The organism is Paenibacillus sp. FSL H8-0048 (assembly GCF_038002825.1).
Taxonomy (GTDB): Bacteria; Bacillota; Bacilli; order Paenibacillales; family Paenibacillaceae; genus Paenibacillus_AQ.
Window position 1 is genome coordinate 621,523 of the sequence record NZ_JBBODF010000001.1, and the last position, 14,908, is coordinate 636,430.

Annotated in this window: 14 protein-coding genes and 1 pseudogene; 5 read left to right on the forward strand and 10 right to left on the reverse strand. The window is 46.7% G+C overall.

Features of this window, described 5'->3' with window-relative positions; all coding sequences use genetic code 11:
* Positions 1–58 precede the first annotated feature (58 nt).
* A complete protein-coding gene (locus NSU18_RS02925) occupies positions 59–784 on the forward strand; it encodes a response regulator transcription factor (protein WP_341148156.1) in 726 nt (241 codons plus the stop codon).
* Positions 781–2,544 carry a sensor histidine kinase gene (locus NSU18_RS02930; RefSeq protein WP_341148157.1) on the forward strand — a complete coding sequence of 588 codons (1,764 nt, stop codon included), beginning with the start codon at positions 781–783 and terminating at the stop codon, positions 2,542–2,544. Before NSU18_RS02925 ends, NSU18_RS02930 begins: the two co-directional genes overlap by 4 nt.
* Here NSU18_RS02930 and NSU18_RS02935 read toward each other — a convergent pair.
* Both NSU18_RS02935 and NSU18_RS02940 read right to left on the reverse strand, forming a co-directional pair.
* Positions 2,539–4,794, reverse strand: coding sequence for an excinuclease ABC subunit UvrA (locus NSU18_RS02935; RefSeq protein WP_341148158.1), 2,256 nt, complete (start codon positions 4,792–4,794; stop codon positions 2,539–2,541). The genes NSU18_RS02930 and NSU18_RS02935 overlap by 6 nt on opposite strands.
* On the reverse strand, positions 4,784–5,350 hold the full coding sequence (locus NSU18_RS02940) for a dihydrofolate reductase family protein (protein ID WP_341022086.1): 567 nt from the start codon (positions 5,348–5,350) through the stop codon (positions 4,784–4,786). Before NSU18_RS02940 ends, NSU18_RS02935 begins: the two co-directional genes overlap by 11 nt.
* A gap of 160 nt (positions 5,351–5,510) precedes the next feature.
* Between NSU18_RS02940 and NSU18_RS02945 the strand changes: the two genes are divergently transcribed.
* Entirely contained in the window at positions 5,511–5,909 is a 399-nt protein-coding gene (locus tag NSU18_RS02945) for a VOC family protein (RefSeq protein WP_341022084.1), read from the forward strand.
* 131 nt (positions 5,910–6,040) lie between these two features.
* Here NSU18_RS02945 and NSU18_RS02950 read toward each other — a convergent pair whose 3' ends face one another.
* The 4 genes and pseudogenes from NSU18_RS02950 to NSU18_RS02965 form a co-directional block, all read right to left on the reverse strand.
* A complete protein-coding gene (locus NSU18_RS02950) occupies positions 6,041–6,466 on the reverse strand; it encodes an SRPBCC family protein (protein WP_341148159.1) in 426 nt (141 codons plus the stop codon).
* Between the two features lie 30 nt (positions 6,467–6,496).
* A complete protein-coding gene (gene psiE, locus NSU18_RS02955) occupies positions 6,497–6,904 on the reverse strand; it encodes a phosphate-starvation-inducible protein PsiE (RefSeq protein ID WP_341148160.1) in 408 nt (135 codons plus the stop codon).
* A 44-nt stretch (positions 6,905–6,948) separates the two neighbouring features.
* A complete protein-coding gene (locus NSU18_RS02960) occupies positions 6,949–8,256 on the reverse strand; it encodes a HAMP domain-containing sensor histidine kinase (protein WP_341022080.1) in 1,308 nt (435 codons plus the stop codon).
* A pseudogene (locus tag NSU18_RS02965) lies at positions 8,243–8,805 on the reverse strand (response regulator transcription factor). Before NSU18_RS02965 ends, NSU18_RS02960 begins: the two are co-directional and overlap by 14 nt.
* A 183-nt stretch (positions 8,806–8,988) precedes the next feature.
* Between NSU18_RS02965 and NSU18_RS02970 the strand changes: the two are divergent.
* Positions 8,989–10,155 carry a DUF418 domain-containing protein gene (locus tag NSU18_RS02970; protein ID WP_341022077.1) on the forward strand — a complete coding sequence of 389 codons (1,167 nt, stop codon included), beginning with the start codon at positions 8,989–8,991 and terminating at the stop codon, positions 10,153–10,155.
* Positions 10,156–10,207: 52 nt separating this feature from the next.
* Here NSU18_RS02970 and NSU18_RS02975 read toward each other — a convergent pair whose 3' ends face one another.
* From NSU18_RS02975 to NSU18_RS02990, 4 genes are all read right to left on the reverse strand, one after another.
* On the reverse strand, positions 10,208–10,879 hold the full coding sequence (locus NSU18_RS02975; protein ID WP_341148161.1) for a TetR/AcrR family transcriptional regulator: 672 nt from the start codon (positions 10,877–10,879) through the stop codon (positions 10,208–10,210).
* A 54-nt stretch (positions 10,880–10,933) separates the two neighbouring features.
* Positions 10,934–12,106, reverse strand: coding sequence for an FAD-dependent oxidoreductase (locus NSU18_RS02980; protein ID WP_341148162.1), 1,173 nt, complete (start codon positions 12,104–12,106; stop codon positions 10,934–10,936).
* A gap of 35 nt (positions 12,107–12,141) precedes the next feature.
* Positions 12,142–12,360 carry a hypothetical protein gene (locus NSU18_RS02985; RefSeq protein WP_341022072.1) on the reverse strand — a complete coding sequence of 73 codons (219 nt, stop codon included), beginning with the start codon at positions 12,358–12,360 and terminating at the stop codon, positions 12,142–12,144.
* Positions 12,361–12,775: 415 nt separating this feature from the next.
* Positions 12,776–13,636, reverse strand: a complete 861-nt coding sequence (locus tag NSU18_RS02990) for a hypothetical protein (RefSeq protein ID WP_341022071.1) — start codon at positions 13,634–13,636, stop codon at positions 12,776–12,778.
* Between the two features lie 229 nt (positions 13,637–13,865).
* Here NSU18_RS02990 and NSU18_RS02995 point away from each other — a divergent pair, with 229 nt between their 5' ends.
* Positions 13,866–14,765: an AraC family transcriptional regulator gene (locus tag NSU18_RS02995; protein WP_341022070.1), complete on the forward strand. Its 900-nt coding sequence runs from the start codon at positions 13,866–13,868 to the stop codon at positions 14,763–14,765.
* Positions 14,766–14,908: the final 143 nt, after the last annotated feature.

Consider the following 14,908-nt stretch of genomic DNA (forward strand, 5'->3'; position numbering starts at 1 on the left):
TGTCAGCGTTTCAGAATGGTATGATACTTATAAAAAAGCTGGGAGGCTCTATTTCGTCATGGATGAAGTTTCAATCCTGCTTGTTGATGATGAACAGGCGATTCTGCATATGCTCCGAACGGTATTGCTCAAAGAGCAATTCCTGGATATCGATACGGTCACTAGCGGTGAAGATGCGATTGCTGCATGTAAAAAGAAAACCTATCACTGCATCGTGCTGGACGTGATGCTTCCAGGCCGGAGCGGGCTGGAAATCTGCCCGTTTCTGCGTCAAATTACAGATGCCCCCATTCTCTTTCTAACTGCAAAAACAACCGATTACGACAAGCTGACCGGCTTCGCGGTTGGCGGAGACGATTATGTCGTTAAACCCTTTAACCCGCTGGAAATAGTCGCACGGATCAAATCCCTGCTTAGAAGGTATTTGCCCAGGCAGACGGAAGCAGAAAAACTGCCACAGGAAGGCATCTATGATTTTGGACGCTTTCAGGTCATGGAGCCAGCCGGTGAGCTCAGAGTAGAGGGTCAACTGGTGAACTGTCCTGCGCTGGTATACCAGCTGCTGCTGTTCTTTTGCAAACATCCGAATCGTATCTTTAGCAAGTCAGAATTATATGAGCGGGTATGGGGATCGGAGGCCATTTCGGATGACAACACCGTCATGGTACATATTCACCGGATTCGTGAGCGTATTGAGGCTGATCCCTCCGCGCCTGAGCTGTTGGTGAACGTTCGCGGGCTAGGGTATAAGCTCATTCAGTCCGGCATGGGGCCTGGGCGATGAGTGTAAGACGCAGATTGATGACGCGGTTCATTGGCTTGCTTGCGGGTACGGTGGTCCTGATCCTGGTTATCGGCGGAGGTATAGCTTACTGGGTCATTCAGCAGCTACACGAGGCCAGCCTTGTTGAAGATTTTGCCACTGTCGGGCTCGACCAGCTAATCAGTACAGCCGATATTTTGCCGGACGGCAGTGTTAAGTATGATCCCGGGCTGCTGAAGCGAATCGAAGAGAACAACGGCTGGCTTCAGATTCTCGATGAGCAGGGTCGTGTGCTGGATGCTTTTCATACCCCTTCCGATGTGCCGGATCACTATAAACCTGGAGAGCTCATATCTTATTGGCAAGGACAAAAGCCCTTTCCCTACGAGCTATATCTGCTTATCCGGGAACGACAAGGGATCAATTTCACCCTGCTGTATGGAGAGAACAACCAGGCCGTAACCATGCTGGATCAAGCATATAACGGGGGCCGTTATGCCAATAACAAGCTTGAACTGGCATCCAGGCAGCAGGACATCATCCGCACGGCGGATGCCTATCTTCAGATTTTGGATGAACAGGGACAGGAGATGGCTTCTTTCAACAAGCCCGCAGCAGGCATCCCGGACAGCTACAGCATCCAGGATCTGATTCTTCGTACACGCTACCCCACCCGGTATGGAATGACTACAGTGACCAGCTATGATGAGCAGAACCATTCCACCTGGAAGCTGAGTGTTCCTCTTGCAGGCAATCCGGCAGGGAGCAACGTGAACCCCTTCGGGTTTATTTTTGGACCTGCTCTGATTGCACTTCTGGTATCCATTATCGGCTTGCTGATCCTGCTTGCTGTCTGGTATGCCAACCTATTCGGTTATCCGATGCTCCATATGCTCCAATGGCTGCAGCGGCTTGAACGCGGACAATATGAGGAGCCGGCCGGACCCCGCGGCAGGCCGCTTAGCCAGAAGAAGAACGGGAAATGGCGGCGGAACTATCGGGTATATACGGAAGTGTTGCATTCTATCCAAACGTTATCCGATACCCTGAAGCAGGATAAGGAACTCCGCAAACAGACCGACTCTCTGCGGGAGGAATGGATTGCTGGAATTACCCATGATTTAAAGACACCCCTATCCTCGCTCCAGGGTTATGCACACATGCTGGAAGCAGAGAAATACGAGTGGGCTTCTAATGAAGTACGCGAATTTGCGGGCATCATGTTAGATAAGTCGATGTACATGGACAGGCTGGTAAGCGACCTGGCCATGACTTATCGTCTGCGCAGTGGCGGATACCAGCCCCCTGTTGAGCAAACGGATATCAATGCTCTGCTTCAGGAGTTGGTGCATCGTGCTGAACGTAACCCGGCTTATGGAGAGGGCCGCATTACGTTCCAGCCTGCCTCGGCGGAGGTACTGGGACAAGTACACATTCCCTCCTTTGAAAGAATCGTTGATAATTTGACCGCCAACGCCCTGCTCCATAATCCGCCGGACGCGCAGCTGATTGTAAGTGTGCAGCCAGGTAAAGAGGCAGGCGATTTCATCGTTCAATTTGCCGATAATGGACGCGGCATGGATCAGGAGACGGAATGGAAGCTGTTCGAACGATACTATCGCGGCACAGATACAGGTGCGCCTGATGTCGGCTCAGGCCTAGGCATGGCGGTTACCAAAGGGCTGATCGAGGCCATGCAAGGGCGGATTGAGGTTCGCTCCAGTCCCGAAGAGGGAACGGAAATACGTTTGATATGGGATGCCCGTTCAAGATTGCTATAAGGTCTTGCGCAAGTACGTTCCCGTTGTAGAATGTGTAGCTGCAGCAAGCTGGGCAGGTGTGCCCTCGAATACGATTTGGCCGCCCCGGTGTCCGCCCTCGGGACCCATGTCAATAATCCAGTCTGCACTCTTGATCACATCCAGATTATGTTCGATGACTACCACTGAGTTGCCCCCGTCGACCAGGAGGTTCATGATGTCCATCAGACCAGAGATATCGGACATATGCAATCCGGTTGTCGGCTCATCCATAACGTAGAGGCTGCCCTCCTTGTGAAGCTCCTCAGCCAGCTTGATACGTTGGCATTCACCACCCGACAAGGTGCTCAAAGGCTGGCCCAGCGTTACGTATCCGAGTCCCACATCCTCCAGTGTCTGCAGCTTGCGGAGGAGCTCTTTCTTACTGAAGAACTCCGAAGCTTCCCGCACCGTCATAGCAAGGACGTCGCTGATGGATTGTCCATTCAGTTTGTATGCCAGTACTTCATCGCTGAACCGTCTGCCTGCACAGACTTCGCAAGTCGTCCGTATGGGCTCGAGAAACGCCAGATCTGTGTAGATCATGCCTAGACCCTGACAATGGGCACAGGCTCCCTTGGAATTGAAGCTGAACAGGGAAGCGCTTACCTTGTTGACGGCTGCGAACAGCCGGCGGATGTCGTCCATTATTCCCGTGTAGGTAGCCGGATTAGAGCGGATGGATGTGCCCGCAGCCGACTGATCAATGACGATGGCTTCCGGATGTGAGGGCAGGAAGGCTCCGTTTATCAGCGTACTTTTACCTGAGCCGGCAACTCCCGTTACCACAGTCAGTACTCCAACAGGGATATCAACGCTCACCTCTTTCAGATTGTGCAGGCTGGTGCAGGCTATGCTCATTTTTCCCTTTGGCACTCTGACATATCTCTTCAAGGGCAGACTTTGCTTCAAGTACCGTCCTGTTAACGTATCCGCACGGAGTAAGCCTGCAAAATCGCCATTATAGACGATTGTACCCCCCCGGGCACCTGCATGAGGCCCTACATCAATAATATAATCGGCGATTTCCATCACCTCGCGGTCATGTTCAACAACAAGTACCGTATTCCCTTTGTCCCGGAGCTGGCGCAGCATGCCGTTCAGACGATGAACATCCCGCGGGTGCAGCCCGACGCTTGGCTCGTCAAAAATATAGATCATGTCGGTAAGACTGCTGCTTAGATGACGTACCATCTTAATGCGCTGCGACTCCCCTCCCGACAATGTTGAGGTCTGCCGGTCCAGACTGAGGTACTCCAGCCCGATCGAGACCAGGTGATTCAGCCGGATTAGGATTCCTTCCTTCATAGGTCCGGCAACGGGGTCCTGAATGGCTTCGATGATACGGATAAGCCCGCCAATCTCCATAGCCGCACACTCTGCGATGTTGTATCCGTTAATCCGGCAGCCTAAGGCTTCCTGATTAAGCCGGCTTCCCTTACACAGGCTGCATTCGCTGTAGGACAAGAACCGGTCAATGGATTCGCGTTTGGCTTCGGACAGCTCGCTGCTGTCCCGCTTCAGATATAGGCGTGTGAGCTTGGGCAGCAGACCTTCATAATCCGATTCTATGGCTCCGCCCTTGGTGTTGTACACAATCTTGCTCTCTTTCCCATGCAGGAGGACATCCATCTCTTCCTGAGTGTAGTCAGCGAGCTGCTTATCGTTGCTGAATAGTCCGGAATGGGCATATGAATTCCATAACCAGCCCCCCACTTTGAAAGCGGGGAACAGGATCGCGCCATCATTCAGCGACCTGGACCTGTCAAGCAGCTTCTCTACATCGAACTGCACCACTTGTCCCACTCCGGAGCACTCCGGGCACATACCGGCCGGGTCGTTAAAGGAGAATACATGCGAATTGCCAATGAACGGTTTGCCGATTCTGGAGAACATCAGCCGGAGCATGGCATTGATATCTGTGATCGTGCCAACCGTTGAACGGGAGTTGCCGCCGAGTCTTTTCTGATCAATGACAACGGCCGCAGACAAGTTCTCAATGAGATCGGCGTCTGGCTGACTATACCGGGGCATCCGGTTGCGGATGTATGCGGAGAACGTCTCATTAAGCTGCCGCTGAGCTTCGACACTGATGGTGTCGAAGACAAGCGAAGATTTGCCCGAACCTGAGACGCCAGTGAAGATCGTGATTTTTCGTTTCGGGATACGGACATTCACGTTTTTCAGGTTATTCTCTCTCGCGCCTTTGATGACGATATCATTAGCGTTCACCTAGCTCACCATCCCCATGGTATATGAGCTGAACAAGACCGGAGGAGAAGCTTCTGGTATGAACCAATTTCAGATTTAACCGTTCTTTGATATCCGCAAACAACGGCTTTCCTTCTCCAAGAACCACAGGGTGAACGGATAATCTGAATTCATCTACAAGTCCTAATTGAATAAACGTTGTAATCAGGTTTGCTCCACCAAATAACCAGATGTCCTTACCAGGTCTCTGCTTAATTTTGTTTACTTCTTCGAGAATATGGTCGTTTATGAAAATAGCCTCATGACCCGTCCCCTGCTGCGATCTGGAGAAAACATATTTCTTTTTACTATGAATCATTGCCCGTAATTCTTTGTCATTATCCGAATTTTCATGATTTGTCGCATGTTCTCTCCATTGGTCATAGCTTTTTCTTCCATAAAATATGGTATCTACTTGATTCAAAAATTGAGCGAACTCCAGCTCCGGGTCCATAATGCACCAGTCCACTTCCCCATTCTTCCCTTCAATGTAACCATCCAAAGTAACTGCCAAGTCTAATAAAATTCTTCTGCTCATGATTTATTGCTCCTTTCGTTGATTTACTATCATTATAAAGCTTAATCATGACATCTAATGACATATTTTAATATGGCTGTTCTTCTTCTTTTAGTTAAACTTTGATGTGATATAATCATAAGAAACATTTGAAAATAGTTGACAAAGGGGTGTATTGCTAATGGCATTAACGTCCGCATTCACGAGCCTCAACCTGCCCGTAAAAAACGTAGCACAATCGAAAGCGTTTTTCACCGGTCTTGGATTTGAGCGTAACCCGCAATACCCAGATAATGAGACTTCGGTAGCCCTCTTGATCGGCGACAACCTGCAGGTTATGCTGATCCATCAAGCCTTTTTTATTACACTTACGGAGAAGGAAACCGTTGATACGGGCAAGTATGCACAGTTGACGATTGCTTTGGAATTCGAAAGCCGGGACAAGGTTGATGAAATCGTGAATACCGCACTCTCCTTAGGCGGGAAATTGCACGCGGAACCTGAGGATCATGGGTTCATGTATCATTGGGGCTTCGTGGATTTGGACGGCCATTTGTGGGCGATTAACTGTATGAGCTAGGATGAAGCATTGGGTCAAGGCTAACGACGAATAAGGCTGCAAAAGAAAGACGCCAGGTATCTTCCCCGGCGTCTTCTTTGGTGCTCGCAAGCAGGTAATCTTGTTCATCCATTAGGGTGATTTTGTTCTGATTAGTTTTTTTCAGTATAGGCTTTAAAGTTGTCCATGATTGCCTGCCAGCCCGCTTGCTGGAGCTCAACGGGATTGGCGTTTTCCGCATCGAACGTTTCAATGACCTTCGTCTCATTCCCTTGACGGGCGAACGTAATCTCCACTCTTCTTCCGTCTTCTATGGTGTAGCTGATCACCTCATACTGATTCACGACATCGTATACGCCGCCAAAATCAAAGCCCATGCTGCCATCCTTCGCTTCCATCCGTGTCAGAAAGGTACCTCCGACCCGCAGATTATTCTCGGCTCTCGGTGCATGCCAGTCCCCGGAGGCCTGATTCCACTTGGTGATGTGCTCCGGCTCGGTCCAGTAGCGCCATACCTTCTCGATAGGAGCTTGTACTACGGTTTGTACAGTTACTTTCGTCGGCTGATTCTCTTTCATTGCAATAGACACCTCTTTCAACTGTGATGATTAATGTTGTTCCATAGATTTTTTCCTATTGGCGATAAATAATGCACAGATCATGATAAGTATGGACACCGACCACCAGAAGGTTGAAACCGCCTGATCATGGTCGATGATAATCAAACGAGTAATTGCCGTGATGCCAATATAAATGAAGTAGCGAAGCGGAAAATGAAACTCTGCCTTGAAATACTTGATAATCAAGGCAATGAACTCGAAATACATGAAGAATATCAGCAATTCCCCCAACATTTCATAATAGCTGTCTACTCTAGTGAAGAATGATTTATATACAACCTGCATAATGTACCAGGTCTCACTGATAAGGAGCACGCTTAGAGCTAACGCCAGTAAAAACAGGCAAATATTAAGCAGTGATTGTAACAGATAAGGCAACTTTTTTAAATATTCCATTAAATTTCTCCTATTTCATTATATTCGTGAGATACGTATATCGTCTACATCTTAGTATTCCAAAATCTTAACACAGTATGATACTTGGAATTTTCTTGTGTCCAGTGAAACTGCCCCTGCATCCGGGACATCATCCGCGCAATGCTTCTTTCCCCAAGACCGTTGCTCTCAGGCTGCACATCCAGTTGTTTAATCATATTAACAAAATGAATCTCGAATATCTCTTGGTCTGATACAAACGTAATGCTGATTTCTTCTTCCGGATCTGTGTATTTCAATAAGTTGGACATCACATTATCAAATACACGGCCGAGCTCCTCTATATTTACATTAATATACGTCTCCGGCAGTTCTCCCGAGATGTGGACCCGGAAATGCTCCTGATGGAGAATAGCGATCTGATCTGACATCAGGTCGTAGATCACTTCTTTTACAGCGACGCTCTCCAGATCGGCCTCGTTTTCTTTGTCCAGCAGGAAGTAAGCAAACAAATTGTCCGTCAAGTTTTTTAGTTTCATGGCTTTGCCATAAGCATTGGTCACATAACGGTCTTTGGGGGTGACCTCCTCATCCTGCTCCTTTTGGGCAAACTCCAGATACATGATGAGCGAGGTCAGAGGTGTGCGCATATCATGCGACATTTCGGTGACCAGGCTTCGGCTCTCAGCTTGTAATTCCTCAATCGCTTTAAGTTTGTCCAGAAAAGCTTTCCGCAGCTCCTCAACACTCTCAGCAATCATTGCTAACTCATCCTGTCCTCTTACTGTCATCTCGTAGTCCAATTCACCGCCCTCAAGAATATGGATTTCCTGATGAATGGTCCGCAGATAGCGGAGACTGCGGCGGATGCCGAAGAGAACAATGATCAGAAAGATTAGCGTTGCAGCTAGAAGCTCCAGAGTAAAAGCCAGGTCATCATATCTGGAGGAGTAGAAGCCGTCGATACTAACCTCTCCTTCACCATTACGAAACTTGACCGGATAAGAATGATTCTGTTCGTATTGAGTCACTCTTTCCCTTCCATAAGCCGATTCGTCTTCAAAAGTGTAATTGGAATTATATTGCAGCACCTGGTCTTTAAAAATGGTGACGGTAATATAATTTTCTTTTTTGACCCAATCATCAAAAGCCTTCCGATCCGATGTGGTCAGCTCATGGGCTGAAACATACTTGCTGAATTTGTGAATGTATTTGGCTGACTGCTCCTGGTAATACTCATCCGAGCTCAAATATCTGTCGATCAGCTCATTGGTGATTTTTTGTGCAGTCACAAAGAACACACCACTCACAACTGCAGCAGCCATGATCAGCATAGCTAGTTTATTAGTTAGCGTAAATTTACGATGCAACAAATCGATATCCTCTTCCCCATTCCGTTTGAATGTAAGCTGGATGTGCCGGGTCTTCCTCAATTTTGGCCCGCAGCTTCCGGATATGCACCATAACGGTATTGTTGGAACAATAAAAGTAGGGCTGACTCCACACACTTTCATATATATTTTGGGCAGAAAAAATTTTATTCCGTTTACTCATCAGCAGCTTCAGAATACGATATTCCAGATCGGACAGCATGATTTGCTGCCCTTCCTTCCAAAGGGTTTGGTCATATAGTCATCTCCACCAGCGAGTAACCCCTCAGTTTTGTCGAGTGTGCTCGATCTGGCCGTTAAGAATAGAATCGGTACATTGGAGGATTCCCTGATCTGCTTACAGGTCTGGATTCCTGAAATCCCCGGCATCATAATGTCCAAAATAACCAAGTCCAGAGAATCGTTCACCAGTTCTAAAGCCCGCTGCCCATCTTGGGCCGTGAACACTTCATATCCTGCGCGCATAAGGGACTCTTTTAGAAGGACGCCAATATCCTGATCATCCTCTACCACTAATATACGATGGGTCATTCCTCTCTCACCTCATAATTCTTGATGCTTAGTAATTTATAAGATACGGCATAAATCTTAACAGTTTATTAAAACTTAAATCAGACACAAAATTGTCACAACTCCAAAAAAGTTGATGGCCCTTCATAAATGGTTAAGATTTGAGCTTTATATTTAACCTTTGTAATGGAAAGGAGCATGGAGATGAATGCTAAAAAAGAAGGACACGGGCAACCGATGAGTCTTCGGGAGAGAGTTCATTTTCTGGACATCGTCCGTGGATTCGCTATGCTGGGCATTATCATTGTCAATTATTTTCTGATCGTAGATTCCGTTAAGGGATTCGAAATGTCCTCAGATGATGTATTACACAATCTGGTCTCCTGGTTTGGCGAAGGGAAATTTGTTACCCTCTTCTCCTTCCTGTTCGGCGTTGGCTTTATGATTTTTATGGATCGGGCAGCTGAGCGGGTTGAGAGTCCCAACAAACTGTTCGCACGCAGGCTAACCTTCCTGTTGGGATTTGGTGTTCTACACATCACCTTTGTTTGGGTCGGCGATATATTGGCCTTCTACGCTGTAACCGGCTTCCTGCTATTGGCCTTCTACAAGCGTACACCCAAAACATTGCTGCGCTGGATTATCGCACTAATCATGATTCAATTCCTCATCCCTATTTTCACGATTCTGTACAATGTTATGAATACTGCAGTACCAGAGACACCGTATTTTGCAGATTTCACTCTGAATAGTCACAATAGCACACTTACTTACCTGGATTCTATAGGAGCCCGGTGGGCAGATATGATTCCGATGGCTGCCAGCTCCTTCTCAACAGTATTCTCCATGTTTCTCATGTTTCTGATGGGTGCATACTTTGTTAAAACGGGTTACTTCAGAGACATGGAAATGAAAAAGCAACTATGGAAACGAATCTGGATCATTAGTACATCCGCTTTTCTAATCACGCAGAGCAGTACGATGCTGGACATGCTTATTCCTTCTAAGAATATGGCTTCGATAGAAATTCTCTCTGCACTTGGTCAAAGCGGGGGGGTAACCGGAAGCATGTTCTATATGAGCACGCTTGCCATGCTGTATTTGTTCGTTCCTATGCTGCGAAGCCCCCTGATGATTTTCAGCAAAGTCGGACGGATGTCATTAACCTGTTATCTGCTCCACTCCATCATTGGCACCATCCTGTTACTCGGGTACGGCTTCGGACTTGCGGATCACATCGAGTCCACTGGAACGATGATGGTTGCTCTGGCTGTGTATGCGGGTCTCACGATTTTCAGTACATTGTGGTTAAAGAGATTCAAGTACGGCCCGATGGAATTTATATGGCGCAAGCTGACATATGGTAAGTAAAATGATTAACACAGAAAAACGCCAGGCTCTTTCCCCGGCGTTTTTCTGCGCGCTATACAGGTTTGTGCATTATCCCCTGGAGTATCACTTCAATGGCCCAGAAGAACCTCTCCTTGGAGGCGGTATCCCCAGAGAATAAATCAGTCTTCAGACTGTTCATCAACGGAAAACGTACCGGATCTGCTTCGTTATAGTAACTCTGGGCAGTTGCCATCAATCCGCGCTCTCTCTTAGCCTTCTCCAAGGCAATGGAAGACACGTACAAGAGCAACAGGTCCGTTCCCCAAGCAGCGGCCGTAGAGGTGATTCCGCCCTTCTGGAGGACGGTAAGTAAATACTCATTCAGACGAAAGGCATGATTTCCAATAGGAATCGTCTGTAGAGACAGCTCCGCTAATCCAGGTTGCCCGATAAGCAGCTCTGCATAGGCATGCAGCGCTTGAAATAACTGTTCCTTCCAATTGTCGTCCGTGAGCTCCGGCAGATTCAACTCACCGAGACCAAGGTCAAGCACATATGAGCTCAATTCCTGCAGATTTTTAACGTATACATATAGGGAGGAAGGTCCGGTGTCCAGTTGTTTGGCTACCTTCCTCATGCTCATGCCGGAGGCTCCTTCCTGCTTCAGCAGCTCATATGCGGTCTTGACAATGATTTCATGACTAAGGGGTTCTTTGGCTGGCCGGTTACGGCGGCTCACAATTTCACGTTTAGGTTTCATCATACTTTTCTTATAACATGCCGGAAGCCAATAGTAAATACATCGCCGAAGATAACCTCATCCTTGCTGCTCATACAGGTCTTGATAAGATTGCATGAGTGCTGCAAACTTGGGAGCCGCATTCTCTGAGAAGCTCAGGATGAGATTTTCGTTAGACATATGTGCTTTCTCTGAGGCATACTGGAACATTTTCTCCTCATATTCTTCAATGGCTGCTGGTGTCTGCTTGTTCCTTACTATAGCAATGGCCAGCTCCAACGCATCCAGCATGGCAAGATTCACTCCTTCTCCGGCAAAAGGGGACATGACATGTGCTGCATCTCCAATCAACGTCACTCCAGCGCTGCGTTCCCAGCGGAACCCGACGGGCAGCATGTAGATCCGTCTGGGCACAACCGCATCCTCCGCATACCGGATATAATTCTTGAGCGGTTCGCTCCAATCGTGAAACAGCTCAAGCAGCTTTGCCTTTATCTCCCGCGGGCTATCATTGCGGATTTCGTCTAACCAGTCCCGCTCAACCTTGAAGCTTGCATATACTTTGATCCGTCCGTTGCCGTTCAACTGGCCCAGAATCCCTTTGTGATCATCCAGTGCAAACATCTTGCCACGTGCATTGAATGCGGCCAGATCCGGGTGATCGGCGGCGATCACGTTAAGCTCCAGCATAGTCAGACCTGAATATGCTACATTTGTATCCGTAAGCAGAGGACGAACGCGGGAAAAGGCACCGTCCGCACCAATTACAAGATCAGCCACAGTAGTATGACCATTTTCAAAATGAAGCTCCGTCTTCCCCTCCCCCAAAGACACAGCCTTCTCCAGTTTATAGCCATACTGTATGGTAGATGGATCTAGTTTGTTTAAAAGCAAGTCACACAGCACACCACGGTCAATCTCCGGGCGTCTCTGCCCTTCCGGGCTCTCTTCGTCGGCCACTTCATCCAGGTATAGGGTTCCCGTCTTATCCATGAGCCGGAAGTCTTCGCCCTCAAAACGTGCTGCCTTCAGAAAAGCTTCATATAATCCGGCTTCCTTCAAGGCGAGCTGCCCGGATTCTTCATGGATATCTAAGGAGCCTCCGCGTTCATGGCTCAGGTCCGCATGCTCACGTTCGTAGACTGTTGAGGAAATACCATGCTGCTGCAGAATCAGGGCAAGCGTTAGCCCCCCTGGTCCACCTCCAATAATAGCGATCCGGCGTTGTTCCGTAGAATGAACAGTTGTCATGTGTAGACATCTCCTTTGGGTTGAAAGTTATTTTCTCAAGAAACCTGCTTCTTGCCAGTAAAAAACAAAGTTAAAACCAATGCACCTATTGCAAAGCTCAAAGTAATCCAGAAGGTTGAGCCGAAGGCATGACCTAATTGATCGGGTGAATGCTGTGCGGGAAGTCCCCTGATTTGGTTGGCCAGAAAAGCCATCGTGATGGTAACGCCGAAGGAGGACATGATCTGCTGGGCTGAAGTGGTGATGGGGGTCAACCGGCCGCCGGCATTAATGCCGATCCGCCCAAACCTTGAATGATGCGGAAAATAATAAGGTGACTAGGGGGGGGGCCATTGCACACAGTACAGATGCGAGCACAAATAAGACAATGCTAATCATAAACATCCGTTTGGGGTGAGAAACGGTCTAAGATTGGTATCGAAGGCATTCACTAATTTCGGTACGGCCACATTCATGATGATGCTGTCTAAGATCACCAGGAACATTCCTGAAGCAACAGCTAGAAGTATGGGCAATATTTGTGTTAAGACAAGCGTATGAATTAATTAGATGATACATTTATAACATAACGAACAGTGTTCGTCAAGAATAGTGTTCGTCGTTGTTTGTGCGTTTTTCTTAGAATAAAAAATAGAACCCTTATAGGGTTATAAGGGTTTTGTTTTTTATTTATTTAAAGTATTTCATTTTATAGTTGTCCATCAGGATTTCCAATTTATCCAATTTGATAGATCCTTCTTTAACCTTCTTATTACCTGCATAGAATTTAGAATAATCTATTTTAGTTGTCTTCAGACTGTCTCGCATTATAGTGAATCCCTCAAGTTGAAGTTTTGCCCCTGCTACATAGTAATTATGTATTTCTTTCAACTCTGCATTTGCAGTATTGGGCTTTAAATTCTTCAACCCGGATACAAACTTAGTATAGTTCGGTACTACAGTATTATTTAAAGACAGAAAGAATGTTTTTCTTGTCGTATCGTTTGGACCTTTGTTCTGATTATGTGCATTTATAGCTTTTTCTTCATAGGTTATTAGCGGTTCCAACTGTCTGATATAATCCTGTATGTCCTTAACCATAATTTCTTCATGGGTAGGTTCCTTTATGACTACTGGACTTGTTGGTTCAGGAGTTGGTGTAGGAGTTGTTTCAGGTATAACTGTATAATCATCGACCACTTGAACAGTGAACACATAAGGTTCAAACTTTTCTCCAATATTGACTGTTAAGGTTGCAGTCCCTTTATTTAAGGCATGAAGTTCAGAAACCCATTTCGTTTTCCGGACAACCTTTACAATATTCTCATCTGAGGAAATTGGAGTAAAATCATAGTTTTCCACGTCTCCATCCGTCCAGTCCGTGATGGCTATTTGGTATGACTTCCACTCCCCCATTTTAATTTCCGTTGGTTTGGTCACCTTGACAATGTCGGTGATGCTTCGTGCAGCCGCACTTATATTACCCGCCCCTGATACGACTGATAATATAATTGCTAACATTAGTGAATAAATCAAACTCTTTCGCTTCATAGATGTTTTCTCCCCGCTTGTATATCCATAGTAAAGGCCTCAACCAATCTTGCTAGCATAGTTCCATCATTAGGTTGCATGTAGCAAAAACAGAGAAGTTCTTTCCAAGCTTTATTATACAACTATCCTCTGCTTTGGAAATCCCATCCTTAAGACATTTTTTTGTTTCCCCCTCTTCAATCAGTTATTATTATATCAAAATCGTATAATTCATGAATGAGGTGTAGCGATGGAAAAATTCGCTCTTGAGGTATTCTCTGATTTATCCGAAAGGCTGAATTATAATCTGCCGGGTTTTCCGCTGTATGCTAAAAAAGGAGCACTGCATCAATTCGACCGGTTCGCGGCCGCTTATCATTGGCATCCGGATCTGGAGTTTATTTTGGTGCTGGACGGGATAATGGATTATTATGTGAACGGACAAACGGTCCAGTTTGGTAAAGGGAACGGAATTTTTGTTAACAGTAAACGCCTTCACTATGGCTTCTCTGCTAAGGAGAGCGATTGTACTTTTCTGGTCATCGTCATTCATCCTGCACTTCTGGGCGAAAACACGCTTGCAGGAAAAGCATATCTGGAAGAAAAATTCGGTTCCGGCACCGATGATTTTTTACTGTTATCTTCTCAAACGTCTTGGCAGCATGAGATACTGCTCGCACTAACTGAGTTGTATAATGAAGTGCAGAGCCATGAAGGGAACCTGCTCCGGTTAGTATCTCTGGCTGTGTCCATATGTGCGGGTATAGCCGATCATATACAGCAAGCACCGGGCAATCCGAATGATGAACAGGTATGGATGACGATCCGTAAAATGACCGGGTATATTCACCAGCAATATGACGCTAAACTAACCATTGATGAGATTGCCGCCGCCGGTTCAGTATGCAGAAGCAGATGTTATGAGCTATTCAAAAAGCATGTTGGCTGGTCACCCAATAATTATTTAACCCGCTATCGTCTTCAAAAAAGCTGTGAGATGCTGAAAGAGACAACGATGCCTGTGGGAGAGATCGCCATGGCCTGCGGATTTCAAACGGCAAGTTATTTTTCGCATGTGTTCGGTAAACAATTAGGACAAATTCCACAGGACTTCCGCAAGCAAGCTTCTGCTCCCAGCCACGATTTTTAATAGGTGTCTTTCTCATCGTCAACGTATTTTTGACTGATATAATGAGTGAACCGTTTGTCCTGTTGTCTAGCTAGTTTGTCACACCATTTAGAATGCACTATAGCCCGTATACCGAAAAACAGGAATAGAAGCAACAGAATCCC